Consider the following 14,991-nt stretch of genomic DNA (forward strand, 5'->3'; position numbering starts at 1 on the left):
GAAGGGTGCAACAACATGACAAACACGAACGCCTCTGCGGGCAAGCCGCTGCTCGGCTGCATCGCCGACGATTTCACGGGCGCGACCGATCTCGCGAACATGCTGGTGCGCGGCGGGATGCGCACCGTGCAGACGATCGGCGTGCCCGCCGCCGACACGCGCATCGAAGCCGACGCGCTCGTGGTCGCGCTGAAGTCGCGCACGATCGCTGCTGCCGACGCCGTGGCGCAGTCGCTTGCCGCACTCGAATGGCTGCGCGCGCAAGGTTGCCGCCAGTTCTTCTTCAAGTACTGCTCGACCTTCGATTCGACCGATCAAGGCAACATCGGGCCCGTGGCCGGCGCGCTGCTCGACGCGCTGTCGCCCATCGAAGGCGACGTGCCGTTCACCATCGCCTGTCCCGCGTTTCCGGAAAACGGCCGCACGATTTATCGCGGGCATCTGTTCGTTGGTGACGTGCTGCTGAACGAGTCGGGCATGGAGCATCATCCGCTCACGCCGATGACGGACGCGAACCTCGTGCGCGTGCTGCAACGTCAGACGCGCTCGAAAGTCGGCCTCGTGCGCTACGACGCCGTGGCGCGAGGCGCGCAAGCCGTGCGCGCCTCGATCGGCGCGCTGCGGGCCGACGGCGTGCGCATGGCAATCGCCGATGCCGTCTCGGATGCCGATCTCTACACGCTCGGCGAGGCGTGCGCGGACCTGCCGCTGATCACGGGCGGTTCGGGCGTCGCACTCGGGTTGCCCGCGAATTTCCGCCGCGCCGGTTTGCTCGCCGATGCCGCCGATGCAGGCGAATTGCCGCGTATCGACGGCGCGTCGGCGGTGCTGGCGGGCAGTGCGTCGAAGGCGACGAATGCCCAGGTGGCCGCATGGCGCGAAACGCGTCCCGCGTTCCGCATCGACCCGCTCGCGGCGGCGCGCGGCGAGCCCGTCGTCGAGCAAGCGTTGGCCTTCGCGCGCGAGCACATGCGCGCGGCACAGCAACCCGTGCTGATCTACGCGACGGCATCGCCCGACGAGGTGAAGGCGACACAGCGCGAACTCGGTGTGGCGCAAGCCGGCGAACTGGTCGAGCGCACGCTCGCGTCGATTGCGCGCGGGCTGCGCGATTTCGGCGTACGCAAGTTCGTTGTCGCGGGCGGCGAGACCTCGGGCGCGGTGGTGCAGGCGCTGGGCGTCGACATGCTGCGCATCGGCAAGCAGATCGATCCAGGCGTGCCCGCCACCGCCACGATCGCGGCCGAACCGCTTGCGCTCGCGCTCAAGTCCGGCAACTTCGGCGCAGTCGACTTCTTCGCGAAGGCGCTGCATATGCTCGACGGAGGTGCGAAATGACGGCGGCCATTCACACGAGCAGCGAAGCGAAAGTCCGCGAGGAAATCTGCGTGACGGGCGCGAGCCTCTACGAGCGCGGCTACACCGTCGGCAGCGCGGGCAACATCAGCGCGCGGCTCGACGACGGCTGGCTCATCACGCCGACGGATGCCTGCCTCGGCCGCCTCGATCCCGCGGAGATCGCGAAGGTCGATCTCGACGGCAATGCGGTGTCGGGCGGCAAGCCGTCGAAAACGCTGGCGCTGCATCGCGGCGTCTACGAGCGCAACCGTGAAGCGCGCGGCATCGTGCACACGCATTCGACACACCTTGTCGCGCTGACGCTCGCAGGCGTCTGGAGCGACGCCGACGTGTTGCCGCCCATCACGCCGTACTACGTCATGAAGGTCGGGCACGTTCCGCTGATCCGCTACCGGCGTCCTGGCGATCCGCAAGTCGCGCAACAGATCGCCTCGCTCGCCGATGGCGTGCGCGGCGTGCTGCTCGAGCGGCTCGGGCCGGTCGTGTGGGAGCGTTCCGTTTCGCAGGCTTCGTACGTGATCGAAGAACTGGAAGAGACGGCGCGTTTGTGGCTGATGACGAACCCGCGCCCCGCGCCGCTCGACGACACCGCGCTCGAGGAGTTGCGCACGGTGTTCGGCGCGCGCTGGTAACGCTTACCGTATTCAAGGAGTCGCTTCGATGCCACGCTTCGCCGCCAATCTTTCGATGATGTACAACGAACACGCGTTTCTCGACCGCTTCGCTGCTGCCGCGCGCGACGGATTCGAGGCCGTGGAGTTTCTGTTCCCTTATGAGTTTCCGGCCGCCGACATCAAGCAGCGTCTAGACGACAATGGCCTCGCGCAAGCGCTGTTCAATGCGCCTCCGGGTGACTGGGCGGCGGGCGAGCGCGGGACCGCGTCGCTGCCGGGCCGCGATGACGAGTTTCGCCGCAGTATCGAGACCGCACTCGAATACGCGCGTGTACTCGGCAACGACAAGCTGCACGTGATGGCCGGGTTGATCAAACCGGAGCAATCGCGCGCCGCGCATCGCGAGGTGTATCTGAAGAACCTTGCCTATGCGGCGCAGGCCGCCCAGGCGGACGGCATTACCGTCGTCATCGAGCCGATCAACACACGCGATATTCCCGGCTTCTTTCTGAACCGGCAAGACGACGCGCAGGCGATCTGCGCGGAAGTCGGTGCGCCGAACCTGAAAGTGCAGTTCGATCTCTACCACTGCCAGATTGTCGAAGGCGATCTCGCCGTCAAGCTCAAGCGTGACATCAAGGGCATCGGGCATATCCAGATTGCGGGCGTGCCCGAGCGGCACGAGCCGGATCTTGGCGAAGTGAACTACCCGTATCTGTTCTCGCTGATCGACGCACTTGGCTACGACGGCTGGGTCGGTTGCGAATATCGGCCGCGCGCAGGAACATCGGAAGGGCTTGGATGGATCAGGCCGTACCTGAAGGCGCGCAGCTGAGCGCACATACCTGAGCGCATTCGACGGACACACTGGAGGAACCACAGCGACATGAAAGTACTGATCACGGGCGGTGCGGGATTTCTGGGCCAGCGTCTCGCGCGCGAGCTGCTCGCACGCGGCGAACTGAAGGGCGCGGACGGGCAGCGCGAGCCGATCACCGAACTGGTGCTGCTCGACGTCGTCGCGGCGCCGGGACCGGCTGACGAACGCGTGCGTGTGGAAGTCGGCGACATCGCCGAGCGCAGCGTGCTTGAACGCGTCATCGACGAGAAGACGGCGGCGATTTTTCATCTCGCGGCGATCGTCAGCGGCCAGGCGGAAGCGGACTTCGATCTCGGCATGCGGATCAATCTCGACGCCTCGAGGCTGCTGCTCGACGTATGCCGCGAGCGCGGGCATCGGCCGCGCGTCGTGTTCACGAGTTCGGTCGCCGTCTATGGCGGCGATCTGCCCGAGGTCGTCCACGACGACACCGCCTTGAATCCGCAGTCGTCGTACGGCGCGCAAAAGGCCGTCGCCGAGTTGCTGCTCAACGATTTCTCGCGGCGCGGTTTCGTCGATGGCCGCGCGCTGCGTCTGCCGACCATCAGCGTGCGGTCAGGCAAGCCGAATGCAGCGGCGTCCTCGTTTGCCAGCGGCATCATTCGCGAGCCGCTCAACGGTGAGCCGACGGTGTGCCCGGTGAGCGGTTCGACGCGGCTGTGGCTGCTCTCGCCGCGCAAGGCCATCGAATGCCTCGTTGCCGGATGCGAGGTCGACGGCGCCGCGCTCGGCAACCGGCGCACGGTGAATCTGCCGGGCGTCTCGGTGACGGTCGACGAGATGATCGTCGCGCTGCGCGACGTGGCGGGCGATGCCGTCGCGGCACGGATCGAATGGAAGGCGGATGAGCGTGTGGAGAAGATCGTCGGCAGCTGGCCCGCGCAGTGGGACATTGCACGCGCGACCCAGCTTGGCCTGCAAGGCGACGCGTCGTTCAAGGATATCGTGCGCGCGTTCGTCGACGATGAACTCGGCGGGAAGATTGCGCAGCATTGATTGCGTGCCCGGCTTCTTGCGCGAGAAACAACACGCGCCGCCATCGCAGACCTGAGTCTTTGCGAGGCGGCGTTCTCGTTTTACCGCAGCTGGAGACCTTCGCGGTGCTGGGGGCCGCGCGGACCGTAGTCGAGTTCGGCGCCCAGATTGCTGCTGCGCGTGATCGGCGCGGGCGCATCGCAGGCGTCCATGATCGATTCGACGAAAACCAGTCTGTCGTTCGGCGCGGCGAGGGCGTTTTGCAGATCCCCGCAGGTCCTGGCCACGAACGACTGCACGGCGGCGCCCGGATGGAGCACTTTCGGCAGCTCCGCGTAGGCCCAGTTCGCGATGTCGTTGTAGGGCTCGGTCTTGCCGAGGTAGCCGCGTTCGATGGTGTAGCCGCCATTGTTGATCAGCAGGATTGCCGGCTTGTGGTCGTGGTGCAGAATGGTCGACAACTCCTGCGCCGTGACCTGGAACGAACCATCGCCGATGAGCAACACGTGGCGGCGTTCGGGCGCCGCAGTCAGCGCGCCGAGCAGGGCGCCGACCGAATAGCCAATCGATCCCCAGTTGATCGATCCGATGAATGTGCAGCCCGGCGGCAACTTCAGGCCGAGCAGGGAAAACGACGTGCCGTTGTCGACATACAGGACGTCGCCGGGCCGCAGATAATCCTGGACAGCCTGCCAGTAGGCGGCTTGTGTCAGCTTCGCGGCAGCCTCGACGTGCATGCGGGCGGCCGGCGCGTCGACCGGGCCTTGCACGCGCGTCGCAACCAGCGGGATGGCATCGATCACGCCCCGTAGCACCTCCTTGAGCGTCACCGCCTGATAGTTGTCTTCGCCGATGTCAACGGCGTGCGCACGCGCGTGGATCGTGCGGGCCGGAAGCGTTGCCGAGAAATCGCCCGTAGTCACTTCGATCGGCCGGTAGCCCACGGCGAGCAGGCAGTCGCTGCTCTCGATCGTCTCTTGTACCCCAGGCTCGCTGCCGTTGCCGGCGTAGATGCCGACATACTGCGGGTGCGATTCGTCGATCACGCCCTTGGCGGCGTTGATCACCGCGACCGGGGCCTGCAGCTTTTCCGCGAGCGCCACGAGTTCGGGGGCGACGCCGAACCGGTCGGCGTCCGTATCCACGAGGATCGCCGGTGCCGTTGCTGCGGAAAACTGTTGGGCGAGCGCGGCGATGCACGTTTGCAACCGTTCCGGATCGCTCGGAACGTGGGCAAGAACGAGCGGCGCGGCCGGCACCTCGATCTCGAGGTAGGCGATGTCGGAAGGCAGCTCCATATAGACCGGGAGCTTTTCCCGCCAGGCGGTGAGGATCAGCCGGTCGATCTCGACGACGGCGTTGCGCGGCGTGATCCTCGCCTGGGCGACCGTCACCGGCGCATAGGCGCGCAGGAAGTGGTCGAAGTTGCCGTCGGCCATGGTGTGATGCATGCCGAGGCCGCGATCGATGGAGCGCAGCGGGATCGAACCGCTGATGCAGATGACGGGGACGTGCTCGGCGTAGGCGCCGGCCACGCCGTTCAGTGCGCTCAACGCGCCGACCCCGTTCGTGACGAGCAGCGCGCCCAGGCCGTTGAGCCGCGCATAACCGTCCGCGGCATAAGAGGAGGTCAACTCGCCCGTGGTGCCGACCCATTCCAGCGCACCGGTATCGTGGAGTTGCTGCAACAGCGCGAGATTGTAGTCGCCAGGGACGCCAAACAAATGACGAATGCCGGCTTCCTCGAGGCGGCGCAACAGGAAGTCGCCAATCGTCATGCGTTGGGTGAGTTTGGCCATGTTTTGCGTGGTTTCCATGGAGGACTCCTAATCTGGGTCATTGGAGGAATGTGCGGTACCGGTGATCGATAGCACTCCGCGGAAATGGCGCTGCGCAAGTCGGTCTGCGGTACAACGGATTCGCAGTCTAGGCGTGCGGCAAAAACAGCAGCGTGACTGAGTCATTACAAAAAAATATCAGGGAGAGAACACGCTGCACTTCGTCATTTCTCTGTAATGATTGAGTAACGGCCCTGTTGGAACGCACTGCCTAGACTGCTATCACGCCCGGCTGGCATAGGGGCGCAAACGAGCACAGAATCAGTGACACGCGCATGAGAGTGCAGGGATCGACGCCATGAAAATCCTCGTCATCGAAGACGAAGCCAAGACCAGCGAGTACATCCAGAACGGCTTGACGGAAGCCGGCTACGTGGTGGACGTGGCCACGAACGGCATCGACGGGCTGCACCTCGCACAGGAGATGGCTTACGACCTGATCCTGCTCGACGTGATGATGCCGGAGATGGACGGCTGGACCGTCATGAAGAAGCTCGGTGCCCGCATCAAGACTCCAGTGTTGTTCCTGAGCGCACGGGGCACGCTGGAAGACCGGCTCAAGGGCCTCGATCTCGGCGCCGACGACTATCTCGTCAAGCCTTTCTCGTTTGCCGAGTTGCTGGCGCGCATCCGCATCATACTGCGGCGCGGCCAGCCACAAAAGCAGGAGGAGCAGGTCTTCGAAGTCGGGGATCTGCGGGTCGATGTGCCGAAGCGGCGAGTCGACCGGGGCGGCGCGCGCCTCACGCTCACCAACAAGGAATTCAACCTGCTGGCGTTCTTTCTGGAGCATCAAGGTCAGGTACTATCGCGCGCCCTGATCGCTTCGCGCGTCTGGGACATGAACTTCGACAGCGACAGCAACGTGGTCGATGTGGCGGTGCGCCGGCTGCGGCAGAAGATCGACGACCCGTTCCCGATTCGTCTGATTCATACGATTCACGGCGTGGGATACCGTTTCGAGTACGAAGCATGAAGCGGCTTTCGCTCACCACGCGCCTTGCGGTGTTATACGCGCTCATCGTTTTTACCGCGATGGCGTTGCTCGGCACCTTGCTGTATCGCGGGCTGGAGCGGCAATTGATCGTGCGCGACGACGCGGCGCTGGTGACGCGTGTGGACCAGCTTCGCACGCTGATGAACGATGTCGACGTGCGCGAGCTGATACGCGACAAGCCCCATCTTTTCGCGAACATGCTCGGCAATACGGAATCGCTGCTGATCGTGGGCTTTCCGGGTGAAGCGCCGCTCATTACGGTGAATCCCGGTCACAGGGCGGTGCCGGACATGAAGCCGGTGCCGGTCGACATGCCGCTCACACTCGGCGCCGTGCAGCATACGGTTGCGGCTGATGGGACGCCGTTCATCTACGTCGCCGCTGCGGCGCACGACGTAGCCGGGAAACAGGACCTGCAGATCATCTCCGGCCGCTTGCTGACCGAGCGTACGCAATTGCTGCGGGCATATCGGAACCAGATACTGCTATTCGCCTCCGCTGGCGCGACTATCGTCGCGTTGCTCGCGTTCGTCCTCGCGCGCCGCAACATGCAGCCGTTGCGTGTTCTCGCGGCGCAAACCGGGGCGATCGGCGTCAGCACGCTTTCGACGCGCATCGAGCAGCGCGCCACGCCGCCCGAACTCGACGCACTGATCGCCGCATTCAACGGCATGCTCGACCGGCTCGAGCGCGGGTTCACCCAGTTGAAACAGGTATCGGCCGACATGGCGCACGACCTCCGCACGCCCATTGGCAATCTGCTCGGGCAGACCGAAGTCGGCTTGAGCCAGACGCGCGACATCGCGTATTACCAACGGCTTCTTGGTTCGAATTACGAGGAGCTGCAACGCCTGTCGAAGATGATCGACAACATGCTGTTCCTCGCGCGCACCGAGCAGGCCGATAACGCCATCGAGCGCAAGGACGTGCCGCTCGCGGTGGAATTCGAGCGCATGCAGGAGTACTTCGAAGGTCTCGCGGAGGACCGCAACGTGAGCCTCGAATGGCGCGGCGAAGGCCACGTATGCGCGGATCCGGATCTGCTGCGCCGTGCGCTGGGCAATCTGCTTGCGAATGCCTTGCGGTATGCGGAGCCGGGTACGGCCATCTCGACCGTGGCGCAGCAAGGACCGGAGGCCACGACGCTCCATGTCGAAAACCGCGGACCGACGATCGAGCCGCATCATCTCGAACGGATCTTCGACCGCTTCTATCGGGCCGATCCGTCACGGCACCGCTCGTCGGAGTCCAGCGGGCTCGGGCTTTCGATCGTGCGCAGCATCATGTTGCTGCACGGCGGCACGTGGCAAGCATCCAGCAGCAACGGCGTGACGCGCTTTACGCTCGTGTTCCCGCGGCAGCGCGAGCGGCGCAGCCAGTAGGCGCCCCAGGGGCGGCGGTGCGACAAACCGCGCTATGATGGGCTGCCGTGAATTGGGGAATGCGGGACGCAACTCATCGATGCGCGCGTGGGTTGCCGGTACGAGTGGAATTCAGCATCTGTTCCAGTCATGAAGCCCAGTCATGAAGCGTAGAAGAAACGATGAAACAACGTACATGGCCCAGACTCGCTCTCGTTTGTTCATTCGTGGCTTTCATGCCGCTTGCGGGTTGCGTGGCCCGCGGTGCGCCGTCCTGGTCGCTCTTCGGTGCGTACTTTCCGTACTGGCTCGTGAGCGCCATGATCGGCATCGTGGGTGCGCTCGTCGCGCATCGCGTGTTCATCTCGACTGGCTGGATTCGCGTGGTGCCGTACCAGCTTTCCGTCTGCACCGCGATCGGCATCGTCGCCGGGGTGCTCGTCTGGCTGTGGGGAACGGGGCAGCTCTGACATGAAAATGGCCGGCCAGAATCCTCGACATGCATGGAAGGGCCGCGCGCTCGCCGTCGTGATCGTGCTGCTCGGCGCCGCGGCGCTTTGGTACGCGTACGACCGCTCGTCGCGCTATCCGTCCACCGACGATGCGTCCATCGACGCTGACGTCGTCCACGTCGCGTCCCCGGTGGGCGGCCGCATCATACGTGTTCCCGTGGAGGAGAACCAGCATGTCGCCAAAGGCGACGTGCTGTTCGAAATCGATCCGGTGCCGTACCGGCTCGCGGTCGCACAGGCGCAGGCCGAAGTCGAGCTGGCGCGCGCCTCGCTCGCCACGCGCCGCCGCACGCTGATCGGCGAGACGTCGAACGCGACGATCGCGGCCGACCAGACTCGTCGTGCGACGCACAACTACGACCTCGCGACGCGCAGCGTCGAGCGCCTGCGGCCGCTCGAGGCGCAAGGCTATGTGTCCGCGCAGCAACTCGACCAGGCGGTCGTGGCGCAGCGCGACGCGAGCGTCTCGCTCGCGCAGGCGAAGGTGCAGCAGCGTTCCTCTGCGCAGACGATAGGCGACGACACCGACGCGATCGCGGCGCTGCATGCGCGCGAGGCCGCGCTGGCGATCGCGCAGCGCGGCCTCGACGATACGGTCGTACGCGCGCCGTTCGACGGCTACGTGACGGGACTGACGATCCTCGCGGGCGAGACCGTCGCGCCGAACCAGTCCATCTTCACGCTGGTTCACTCGGGCGAATGGTTTGCCGTGGCGAACTTCCGCGAGACGGCGCTCGGCGCCATCGAGGTGGGCGACTGCGCCACCGTGTACTCGATGATCGACCGCAGACAGCCAATGAGCGGCAAGGTGATCGGCATCGGCGCGGGCATCATGGACACGGACCGCGTGAACCTGCCGCGCAGCCTGCCTTACGTGCAGCAGTCGGTGAACTGGGTGCGCGTGGCGCAACGCTTCCCGGTTCGCGTGCGCATCGACGCGCCGGTCAACAGACTGGTGCGCATCGGCGCCAGTGCGATCGTCGAGGTCCGGCATGGCCAGTCTTGCCGGTGACATCAGGCGGCCCGGTCCGCGGGAAATCGCCAGGCTGCTCGCGCCGTTTCCCGGCCGCGCCGCGATCGTTACACGCATTGCGCTGATCTGCGCGCTCACGGCGCTCGTGACGGTCGGCTACGGCACGCCCGGTGCCGCGACTGCCGTCTATATCGTGTTCTTCCTGAACCGGCCCGACCGCATGACGAGCGTGGTCATGTCGTTCGCCTTGATGCTGCTCGTGACCGTGATCATCGGGATCGTAATGATCTTCGCGATCTTCACGATCGACCAGCCGCCGCTGCGCGTGGCGAGCATGGCGCTCCTGTCGTTCGGACTGCTATTCGCCACGTCGGCAAGCAAGCTTCGTCCGATCGGCGCGATCCTGGCGATGATCGTCGGCTTCGGGCTCGACGAACTCGGCCTCGCGCCGCTTGGCGAAGCGGCGACGCGTGGCCTGATGTACGCATGGCTGATGGTTGCGATTCCGATCGGCGTGGCGATCGTCGTGAACCTCGTGATCGCACCGTCGCCGCGCCGGCTGGCTACCGCGCAGCTTGCGCGGCGCCTGAGGCTCGCTGCGCACCGCCTCACGGGCACGGCGAGCGACGAGGAGCGCGCCGCGTTCGAAGCGTGCATGCGCGAGGGCGATCACCAGATCCTCACGTGGCTGAAGCTCTCGACGCTCGAAGGCACGTTGACGCCGGCCGACGGCGCGGCGCTGCGCCAGGCGGCGGCGTCCACCACGGCGATCCTGGTCGCGACGGATTTTGCGGCGAGCGAGCCCGGCGCGCGCCTGCCCGACGCGTGCGCGGCACAGCCTGCCGAAACGATGAGGCAGATGGCCGCGATGCTGGAGGCGGGCGGCTATCCCGTGGATGTCAAGCTCGATATGCCGCAGCTGCCCGAGGGAGCCGCGCTACCGGCGCTCGTGCTTGCCGACCTGCGCGCTGCGCTGGAGGGCTTCGCGGTGCCGCCTGCGGAAGGCGCCGCCGCGCCTGTTCCGGCTTCCGAAAAAACCGCCGACCCTCCTGCACGCAGCGGCTTTTTCGACGCCGATGCCTTCTCGAACCCCGATCACGTCCGTTACGCGCTGAAGACTACCGCGGCGGCGATGTTCTGCTACGTGCTGTACCAGCAACTCGACTGGCAGGGCATTCATACGTGCTTCATCACCTGCTATATGGTGTCGCTCAGCACCACGGCCGAAACCGTCGAGAAGCTGACCTTGCGCATTGCGGGCTGTCTCGTCGGCGCGTTGCTCGGCACGGCGGCGATCGTGTTCGTCACGCCGCGTTTGACCTCGGTGGGCGAACTGATGGCGCTGGTGTTCGCGGGCGCCTGGCTGGCCGCGTGGGTGGCGATGGGTTCCGCCCGGATCGCCTACGCGGGCATGCAGATCGCGTTCGCGTTCTTCCTGTGCGTGATCCAGGGCGCGGCGCCCGCGTTCGACCTGACGCTCGCGCGCGACCGCGTGATCGGCATCCTGATCGGCAACGTCGTGATCTATCTGGTCTTCACGCGCGTCTGGCCGGTGAGCATCGCCAGCCGGATCGACGCGACGTTCAAGGCGCTCGTGGCGCAATGGAGCCGCATCGCGCGCGCCGCGGACGCCCGCACGCGCAGCGCGCTCGCGGCAGGCGCGCTCGCCCAGTACGGCGGACTGCGCCAGGATATCGGGCTGATCCATTACGAGCCTTCGTGGGTGCGTCCCGAGCCGGAGTGGGTGGCGAGCCGGCGGCGTGCACTTGCGGAAATCGAGGCGCTGGAGGCGCCGCTGGTCCTGGCGGCAGGGCGCGCGGGCGCGTCGCGGCTGGCTGAGATCGCCGAGCGCCTCGCTGCCGGCGACGACACGCACGGGCAAGCTGCACAGCATGCCGCCGACATGCAGACGCAAGGTGCCGAGGCCGTTGAGGACCGCACGGCCGACCCCGCGCTCGATGCGCTCCAAAGCGTCATCGCCAGGCGGTTCGGACAGATCGCCGAGATCACGCGCCCAGCTTCGGCCACGGAGACGACGACCGATGCGCGCCCCTGAACCGACGCCCCGGCTCATGGTATTGGCCGCCACGCTGGCTGCCGCATTGGCTATATCGGGACTCGAGGGTTGTGCGACGTCGTCGATCGATCTTGCACCTGCGGCGCCGGACCGCCCCTGGCAGCCGCAGACGGACGCCGGCGGCAACATCGTGCCCGGGCCGCCGCGCAGCGCCAGCGAGGCGACGCAGGCGGGCTACACGTTGCCGCGCAGCGCCGCGCTCGCTTCGATCGAACCCGCGGCGGCGCTCGATGCGAACCACGCGTACACGCTGCCCGAGCTGATCGATCTAGCGGAGTCGACGAACCCGCTCACGCGCATCGCCTGGAACGACGCGCGCAATGCGGCGCTCGCGGCGGGCATCGCGAAGACCACCTACTTGCCGCAGCTCACCGCGACCGCCATGGGCGGATACCAGGCGGCGAGCGGCGCCGCATCGACGCCGCTGCTCGGCACCACATCGACCAACTCGAATATTCACGGCACGGTTTCGGTACTCTCGCTGCAATGGCTACTATTCGACTTCGGCGGCCGTCGTGCGCGCGTCGATGCGGCCAAACAGCTTTCCGTGGCGGCGAACGTCGCCTTCACGTCCGTTCACCAGCACGTGATCCACGACGTGAGCATCGCGTACTACGCGTACGCAGCCGCGAGCGCGCGGGAGCATACCGCGCAGCAGGCGCTCGACAACGCGGACGGCATTCTCAGCGCCGCGCGCGCACGGCGGAAGCAGGGCGTGGGCACAGTCGTCGAGGTTGCACAGGCCACGCAGAACCGCGCCCAGGCCAATCTCCTGAAGGTGCAGGCGGACGGCGCGTTGAGTGACAGCTATCTGAGCCTCGTCTCGGCGCTCGGCATCTCGCCGTTGTCGAAACCGCTGATCGCCCCATTGCCGGCGCGTATGCTCACGCCGGCGCTGCACCAGAGCGTCGATGAAATCGTGACCGATGCGATTGCGCGGCGGCCGGACGTGCAGGGCGCCTATGCGCTGGAACAGGCCAACCAGGCGAAGATCCGCGCGGCCGAATCCGCCTTCATGCCGAGGATATTTCTCTCCGCCGCGGCCGCGTATGGCACCGGCACGACGTCGATCACGGCGATTCCCCCGGTCGGCGATCAGGCGGCGACGGTGAACCTGAACGGCAGCCGCCGCAGCGGCAGCATATTCCTCGGCGTGACGATTCCGCTATACGACGGCGGCTTGCGCTCCGCCGTGCTGATGCAGGCGCGCAACGATGCAGACAGTGCGTCCGCGCAGTTGACCCATACGAGGCAAGAAGCCGTCCGGCAGATCGTTGCCGCGCAGAACGGGCTTTCGACGAGCCTCGCGTCGAACGACGCCGCGAAGGCACTGGTCGAGGCCGCGCAGACGACTTACGACGCGGCGTTCACCGCGTACCGGCACGGCGTCGGCACCATCACCGACGCGCTCCTCACGCAGAATCAGCTGCTCGCCGCGCAGAACGCGTATGCCGACAGCTACAGCGCCGCGCTTTCTGCCGCTGCGACGCTTGCGCTGGCAACGGGCGAGATCGGCTCGCCGTCCATGGTAGGCGAGCCGTCTCAGTAGGTAGGGCCACTAAATACGCTGCGCCGGGGTTCAGCTGCCGAAATACGTCATGCAGAAGCTGGCCGGGCCCACACAGGTGGTCGGTGCGGGCGTATGCGAACGAGAACCCGCGGCCGAGCTGCCCGCCATCGATACCCCACCCATATCGCGTTGCACCGAAGCTTGCGCGTATTGTGCCGCTGCGACCTTGGCCTCGGCTGCCTGAATGTCGGCCGGATAGTCGATGTCGTCGCCGCGGCCCGGGCTGTATCCGGCCTGCTCGACACGCACGAGATCCGCACGCACTTCGGCGCGGGTCAGCGGTTGAGTGGACTGCGCGAAGCTATATGCCGGGACGGCGACCGCAGAAGCCGCGACGAGAATGCTGAGAAGAAGCCTGGACATGATCAATACTCCTATATATCCGCAGAGCGGATGAGTCGGGAAGGAAAGCCGCAGCATCGACTGTGCATAGACGCGAAGACAGGCTTAGGACCGAGCGACTTGAAACATGGCTAAGCGGGGCAAGGCGTTACTGCGTGGTTGCAGTGTAGGTAGGCGCTTCGGTCGCCAAGGTTACCCGGTGATTACAAGAAAATAACGAATCATCCGTCCCTTTGATTGGATGGCCCGGCGCGGGCACGTCATTATTTCGTAATGACCGGGTAACCCTCTCGTTCGAGGCAGCTTTTTAGACTGGCCGTGTTGTCAATCGATTCGTTCACACCGCGTCATTCCAAGGAGCTGCCATGTCTTTCCCTTCCTTCCGTTCTGCCGTTGCTCATGCTGCAGCGGCGCTTTGCCTGGTTGCCGGTGCCGCGACGACAGCGCAGGCCGCGCCCATCAAGAACGTCGTCCTCGTGCATGGCGCGTTTGTGGGTGGCGCCGGATGGCGTCCGGTGTACGACATTCTCACGAAGGACGGCTACAACGTGACGCTCGTGCAAGAGCCGCTGACGTCATTCAAGGACGACGTGACGGCGACGAAGCGCGTCATCGATAGCCTGGATGGACCGTGCGTGCTCGTCGGCCATAGCTACGGCGGCGCGATCATCACGGAGGCGGGCAACGACGAACATGTGAAGTCGCTCGTCTACATTGCCGCGCATGCGCTCGATGTCGGCGAGACTGAAGTCTCGAATGGCAAGCGTTATCCGAATGCGACGCCCCATGAGGACATCGTGAAGACAGCCGACGACTATCTGTACCTGAATCCCGTCGACTATCCGCGCGATTTCGCAGCCGATCTTCCGATTACGCAGGCTGAATTCGAGGCGCATGAGCAAATGCCGACCGCGGCAGGTGTATTCGCGTCGGAAATCCCGGATCCGGCATGGAAGATCAAGCCGACGTTTTATCTGGTCGCGAAGGCGGACAAGATCATCAACCCGGACCTCGAACGCATGTACGCGAAGCGCGCTCACGCGCAGGCGGTGGAAATCGATGGCGCCAGCCATTCGGTTTATGAGTCGCATCCGAAGGAAGTCGCCGCGTTGATCGAGCAGGCGGCTCAGCAACAGGGGCAGTGAGTCGGCGTGCGCGCGCTGGACGGCCCGTTAAGGCGGGAGGCGACCATTCCATCTACTTAGCCACTACAATCAAATGTCAAAGCCATTTTCAGATGTCGGGGTCCCGGCTAAATACAGATGTCGGGGTTGAGGTTGGTTCTGGGTGTGGTTGTTTCGCAGTCCTTTATATCTATCTGGAGGGGGTTTTTAGCACCGAGCCTCCCTGGTTGCGGTGAGTCCCCTACCGCCGCATTCAAGTCCTCGAGCGTCACTTCGCGCTGCTTCCGTGCGCCAGGCAATGGTTTCGGTTTGCGTACCGCGGCGCCGCGATTGGTGCGGGATGGCGAGCCTGATACGCGACGGTTATCG

General features: G+C 65.4%; 13 protein-coding genes and 1 pseudogene. 11 read left to right on the forward strand and 3 right to left on the reverse strand.

Translation table 11 applies throughout. The features are described from left to right. The first annotated feature begins 15 nt into the window (after positions 1 to 15). The 4 genes from otnK to denD are packed head-to-tail and all read left to right on the forward strand — an operon-like array spanning position 16 to position 3,849. Positions 16 to 1,338: a 3-oxo-tetronate kinase gene (gene otnK / locus AB3X98_RS19930; RefSeq protein WP_368605281.1), complete on the forward strand. Its 1,323-nt coding sequence runs from the start codon at positions 16 to 18 to the stop codon at positions 1,336 to 1,338. Next, positions 1,335 to 1,991 carry an aldolase gene (locus AB3X98_RS19935; protein WP_069269318.1) on the forward strand — a complete coding sequence of 219 codons (657 nt, stop codon included), beginning with the start codon at positions 1,335 to 1,337 and terminating at the stop codon, positions 1,989 to 1,991. Before otnK ends, AB3X98_RS19935 begins: the two co-directional genes overlap by 4 nt. A gap of 28 nt (positions 1,992 to 2,019) precedes the next feature. Further along, the gene (otnI, locus tag AB3X98_RS19940) at positions 2,020 to 2,808 is read left to right on the forward strand and encodes a 2-oxo-tetronate isomerase (protein WP_368605282.1); all 789 of its coding nucleotides are present in this window, start codon (positions 2,020 to 2,022) and stop codon (positions 2,806 to 2,808) included. 51 nt (positions 2,809 to 2,859) lie between these two features. Further along, entirely contained in the window at positions 2,860 to 3,849 is a 990-nt protein-coding gene (gene denD / locus AB3X98_RS19945) for a D-erythronate dehydrogenase (protein WP_368605283.1), read from the forward strand. A gap of 80 nt (positions 3,850 to 3,929) precedes the next feature. Here the strand turns inward: denD and AB3X98_RS19950 are convergent, their stop codons facing one another. Then, on the reverse strand, positions 3,930 to 5,606 hold the full coding sequence (locus tag AB3X98_RS19950; protein WP_368605284.1) for an alpha-keto acid decarboxylase family protein: 1,677 nt from the start codon (positions 5,604 to 5,606) through the stop codon (positions 3,930 to 3,932). A gap of 358 nt (positions 5,607 to 5,964) precedes the next feature. Between AB3X98_RS19950 and AB3X98_RS19955 the strand changes: the two genes are divergently transcribed. The 6 genes from AB3X98_RS19955 to AB3X98_RS19980 all read left to right on the forward strand — a co-directional run bounded on the left by AB3X98_RS19955 (position 5,965) and on the right by AB3X98_RS19980 (position 13,135). Beyond that, positions 5,965 to 6,642 (forward strand): heavy metal response regulator transcription factor, encoded by a 678-nt coding sequence (locus AB3X98_RS19955; protein WP_368605285.1) that lies wholly within the window; start codon positions 5,965 to 5,967, stop codon positions 6,640 to 6,642. Beyond that, positions 6,639 to 8,045 carry a heavy metal sensor histidine kinase gene (locus AB3X98_RS19960; RefSeq protein WP_069269322.1) on the forward strand — a complete coding sequence of 469 codons (1,407 nt, stop codon included), beginning with the start codon at positions 6,639 to 6,641 and terminating at the stop codon, positions 8,043 to 8,045. Before AB3X98_RS19955 ends, AB3X98_RS19960 begins: the two co-directional genes overlap by 4 nt. A 161-nt stretch (positions 8,046 to 8,206) precedes the next feature. Continuing rightward, the gene (locus AB3X98_RS19965; RefSeq protein WP_069269323.1) at positions 8,207 to 8,494 is read left to right on the forward strand and encodes a hypothetical protein; all 288 of its coding nucleotides are present in this window, start codon (positions 8,207 to 8,209) and stop codon (positions 8,492 to 8,494) included. A gap of 1 nt (position 8,495) precedes the next feature. Then, positions 8,496 to 9,548 carry a multidrug transporter subunit MdtN gene (mdtN, locus tag AB3X98_RS19970; RefSeq protein ID WP_368605286.1) on the forward strand — a complete coding sequence of 351 codons (1,053 nt, stop codon included), beginning with the start codon at positions 8,496 to 8,498 and terminating at the stop codon, positions 9,546 to 9,548. Beyond that, positions 9,529 to 11,565, forward strand: coding sequence for an FUSC family protein (locus tag AB3X98_RS19975; protein WP_368605287.1), 2,037 nt, complete (start codon positions 9,529 to 9,531; stop codon positions 11,563 to 11,565). Before mdtN ends, AB3X98_RS19975 begins: the two co-directional genes overlap by 20 nt. Beyond that, positions 11,552 to 13,135, forward strand: coding sequence for a TolC family protein (locus AB3X98_RS19980; protein ID WP_069269326.1), 1,584 nt, complete (start codon positions 11,552 to 11,554; stop codon positions 13,133 to 13,135). The genes AB3X98_RS19975 and AB3X98_RS19980 overlap by 14 nt, the downstream gene beginning before the upstream one ends. A gap of 30 nt (positions 13,136 to 13,165) precedes the next feature. On the opposite strand, the gene AB3X98_RS19985 is transcribed toward AB3X98_RS19980, so the two are convergent. Beyond that, complete coding sequence (locus AB3X98_RS19985; RefSeq protein WP_342947521.1) at positions 13,166 to 13,519, reverse strand: DUF4148 domain-containing protein; 354 nt, start codon at positions 13,517 to 13,519, stop codon at positions 13,166 to 13,168. 344 nt (positions 13,520 to 13,863) lie between these two features. Here AB3X98_RS19985 and AB3X98_RS19990 point away from each other — a divergent pair, with 344 nt between their 5' ends. After that, positions 13,864 to 14,643 carry an alpha/beta hydrolase gene (locus AB3X98_RS19990; RefSeq protein WP_368605288.1) on the forward strand — a complete coding sequence of 260 codons (780 nt, stop codon included), beginning with the start codon at positions 13,864 to 13,866 and terminating at the stop codon, positions 14,641 to 14,643. A 107-nt stretch (positions 14,644 to 14,750) separates the two neighbouring features. Here the strand turns inward: AB3X98_RS19990 and AB3X98_RS19995 are convergent. Next, a pseudogene (locus tag AB3X98_RS19995) lies at positions 14,751 to 14,991 on the reverse strand (transposase); the annotation flags it as partial.

It is taken from the genome of Paraburkholderia sp. BR14312 (assembly GCF_040948675.1).
GTDB lineage: Bacteria > Pseudomonadota > Gammaproteobacteria > Burkholderiales > Burkholderiaceae > Paraburkholderia > Paraburkholderia nodosa_A.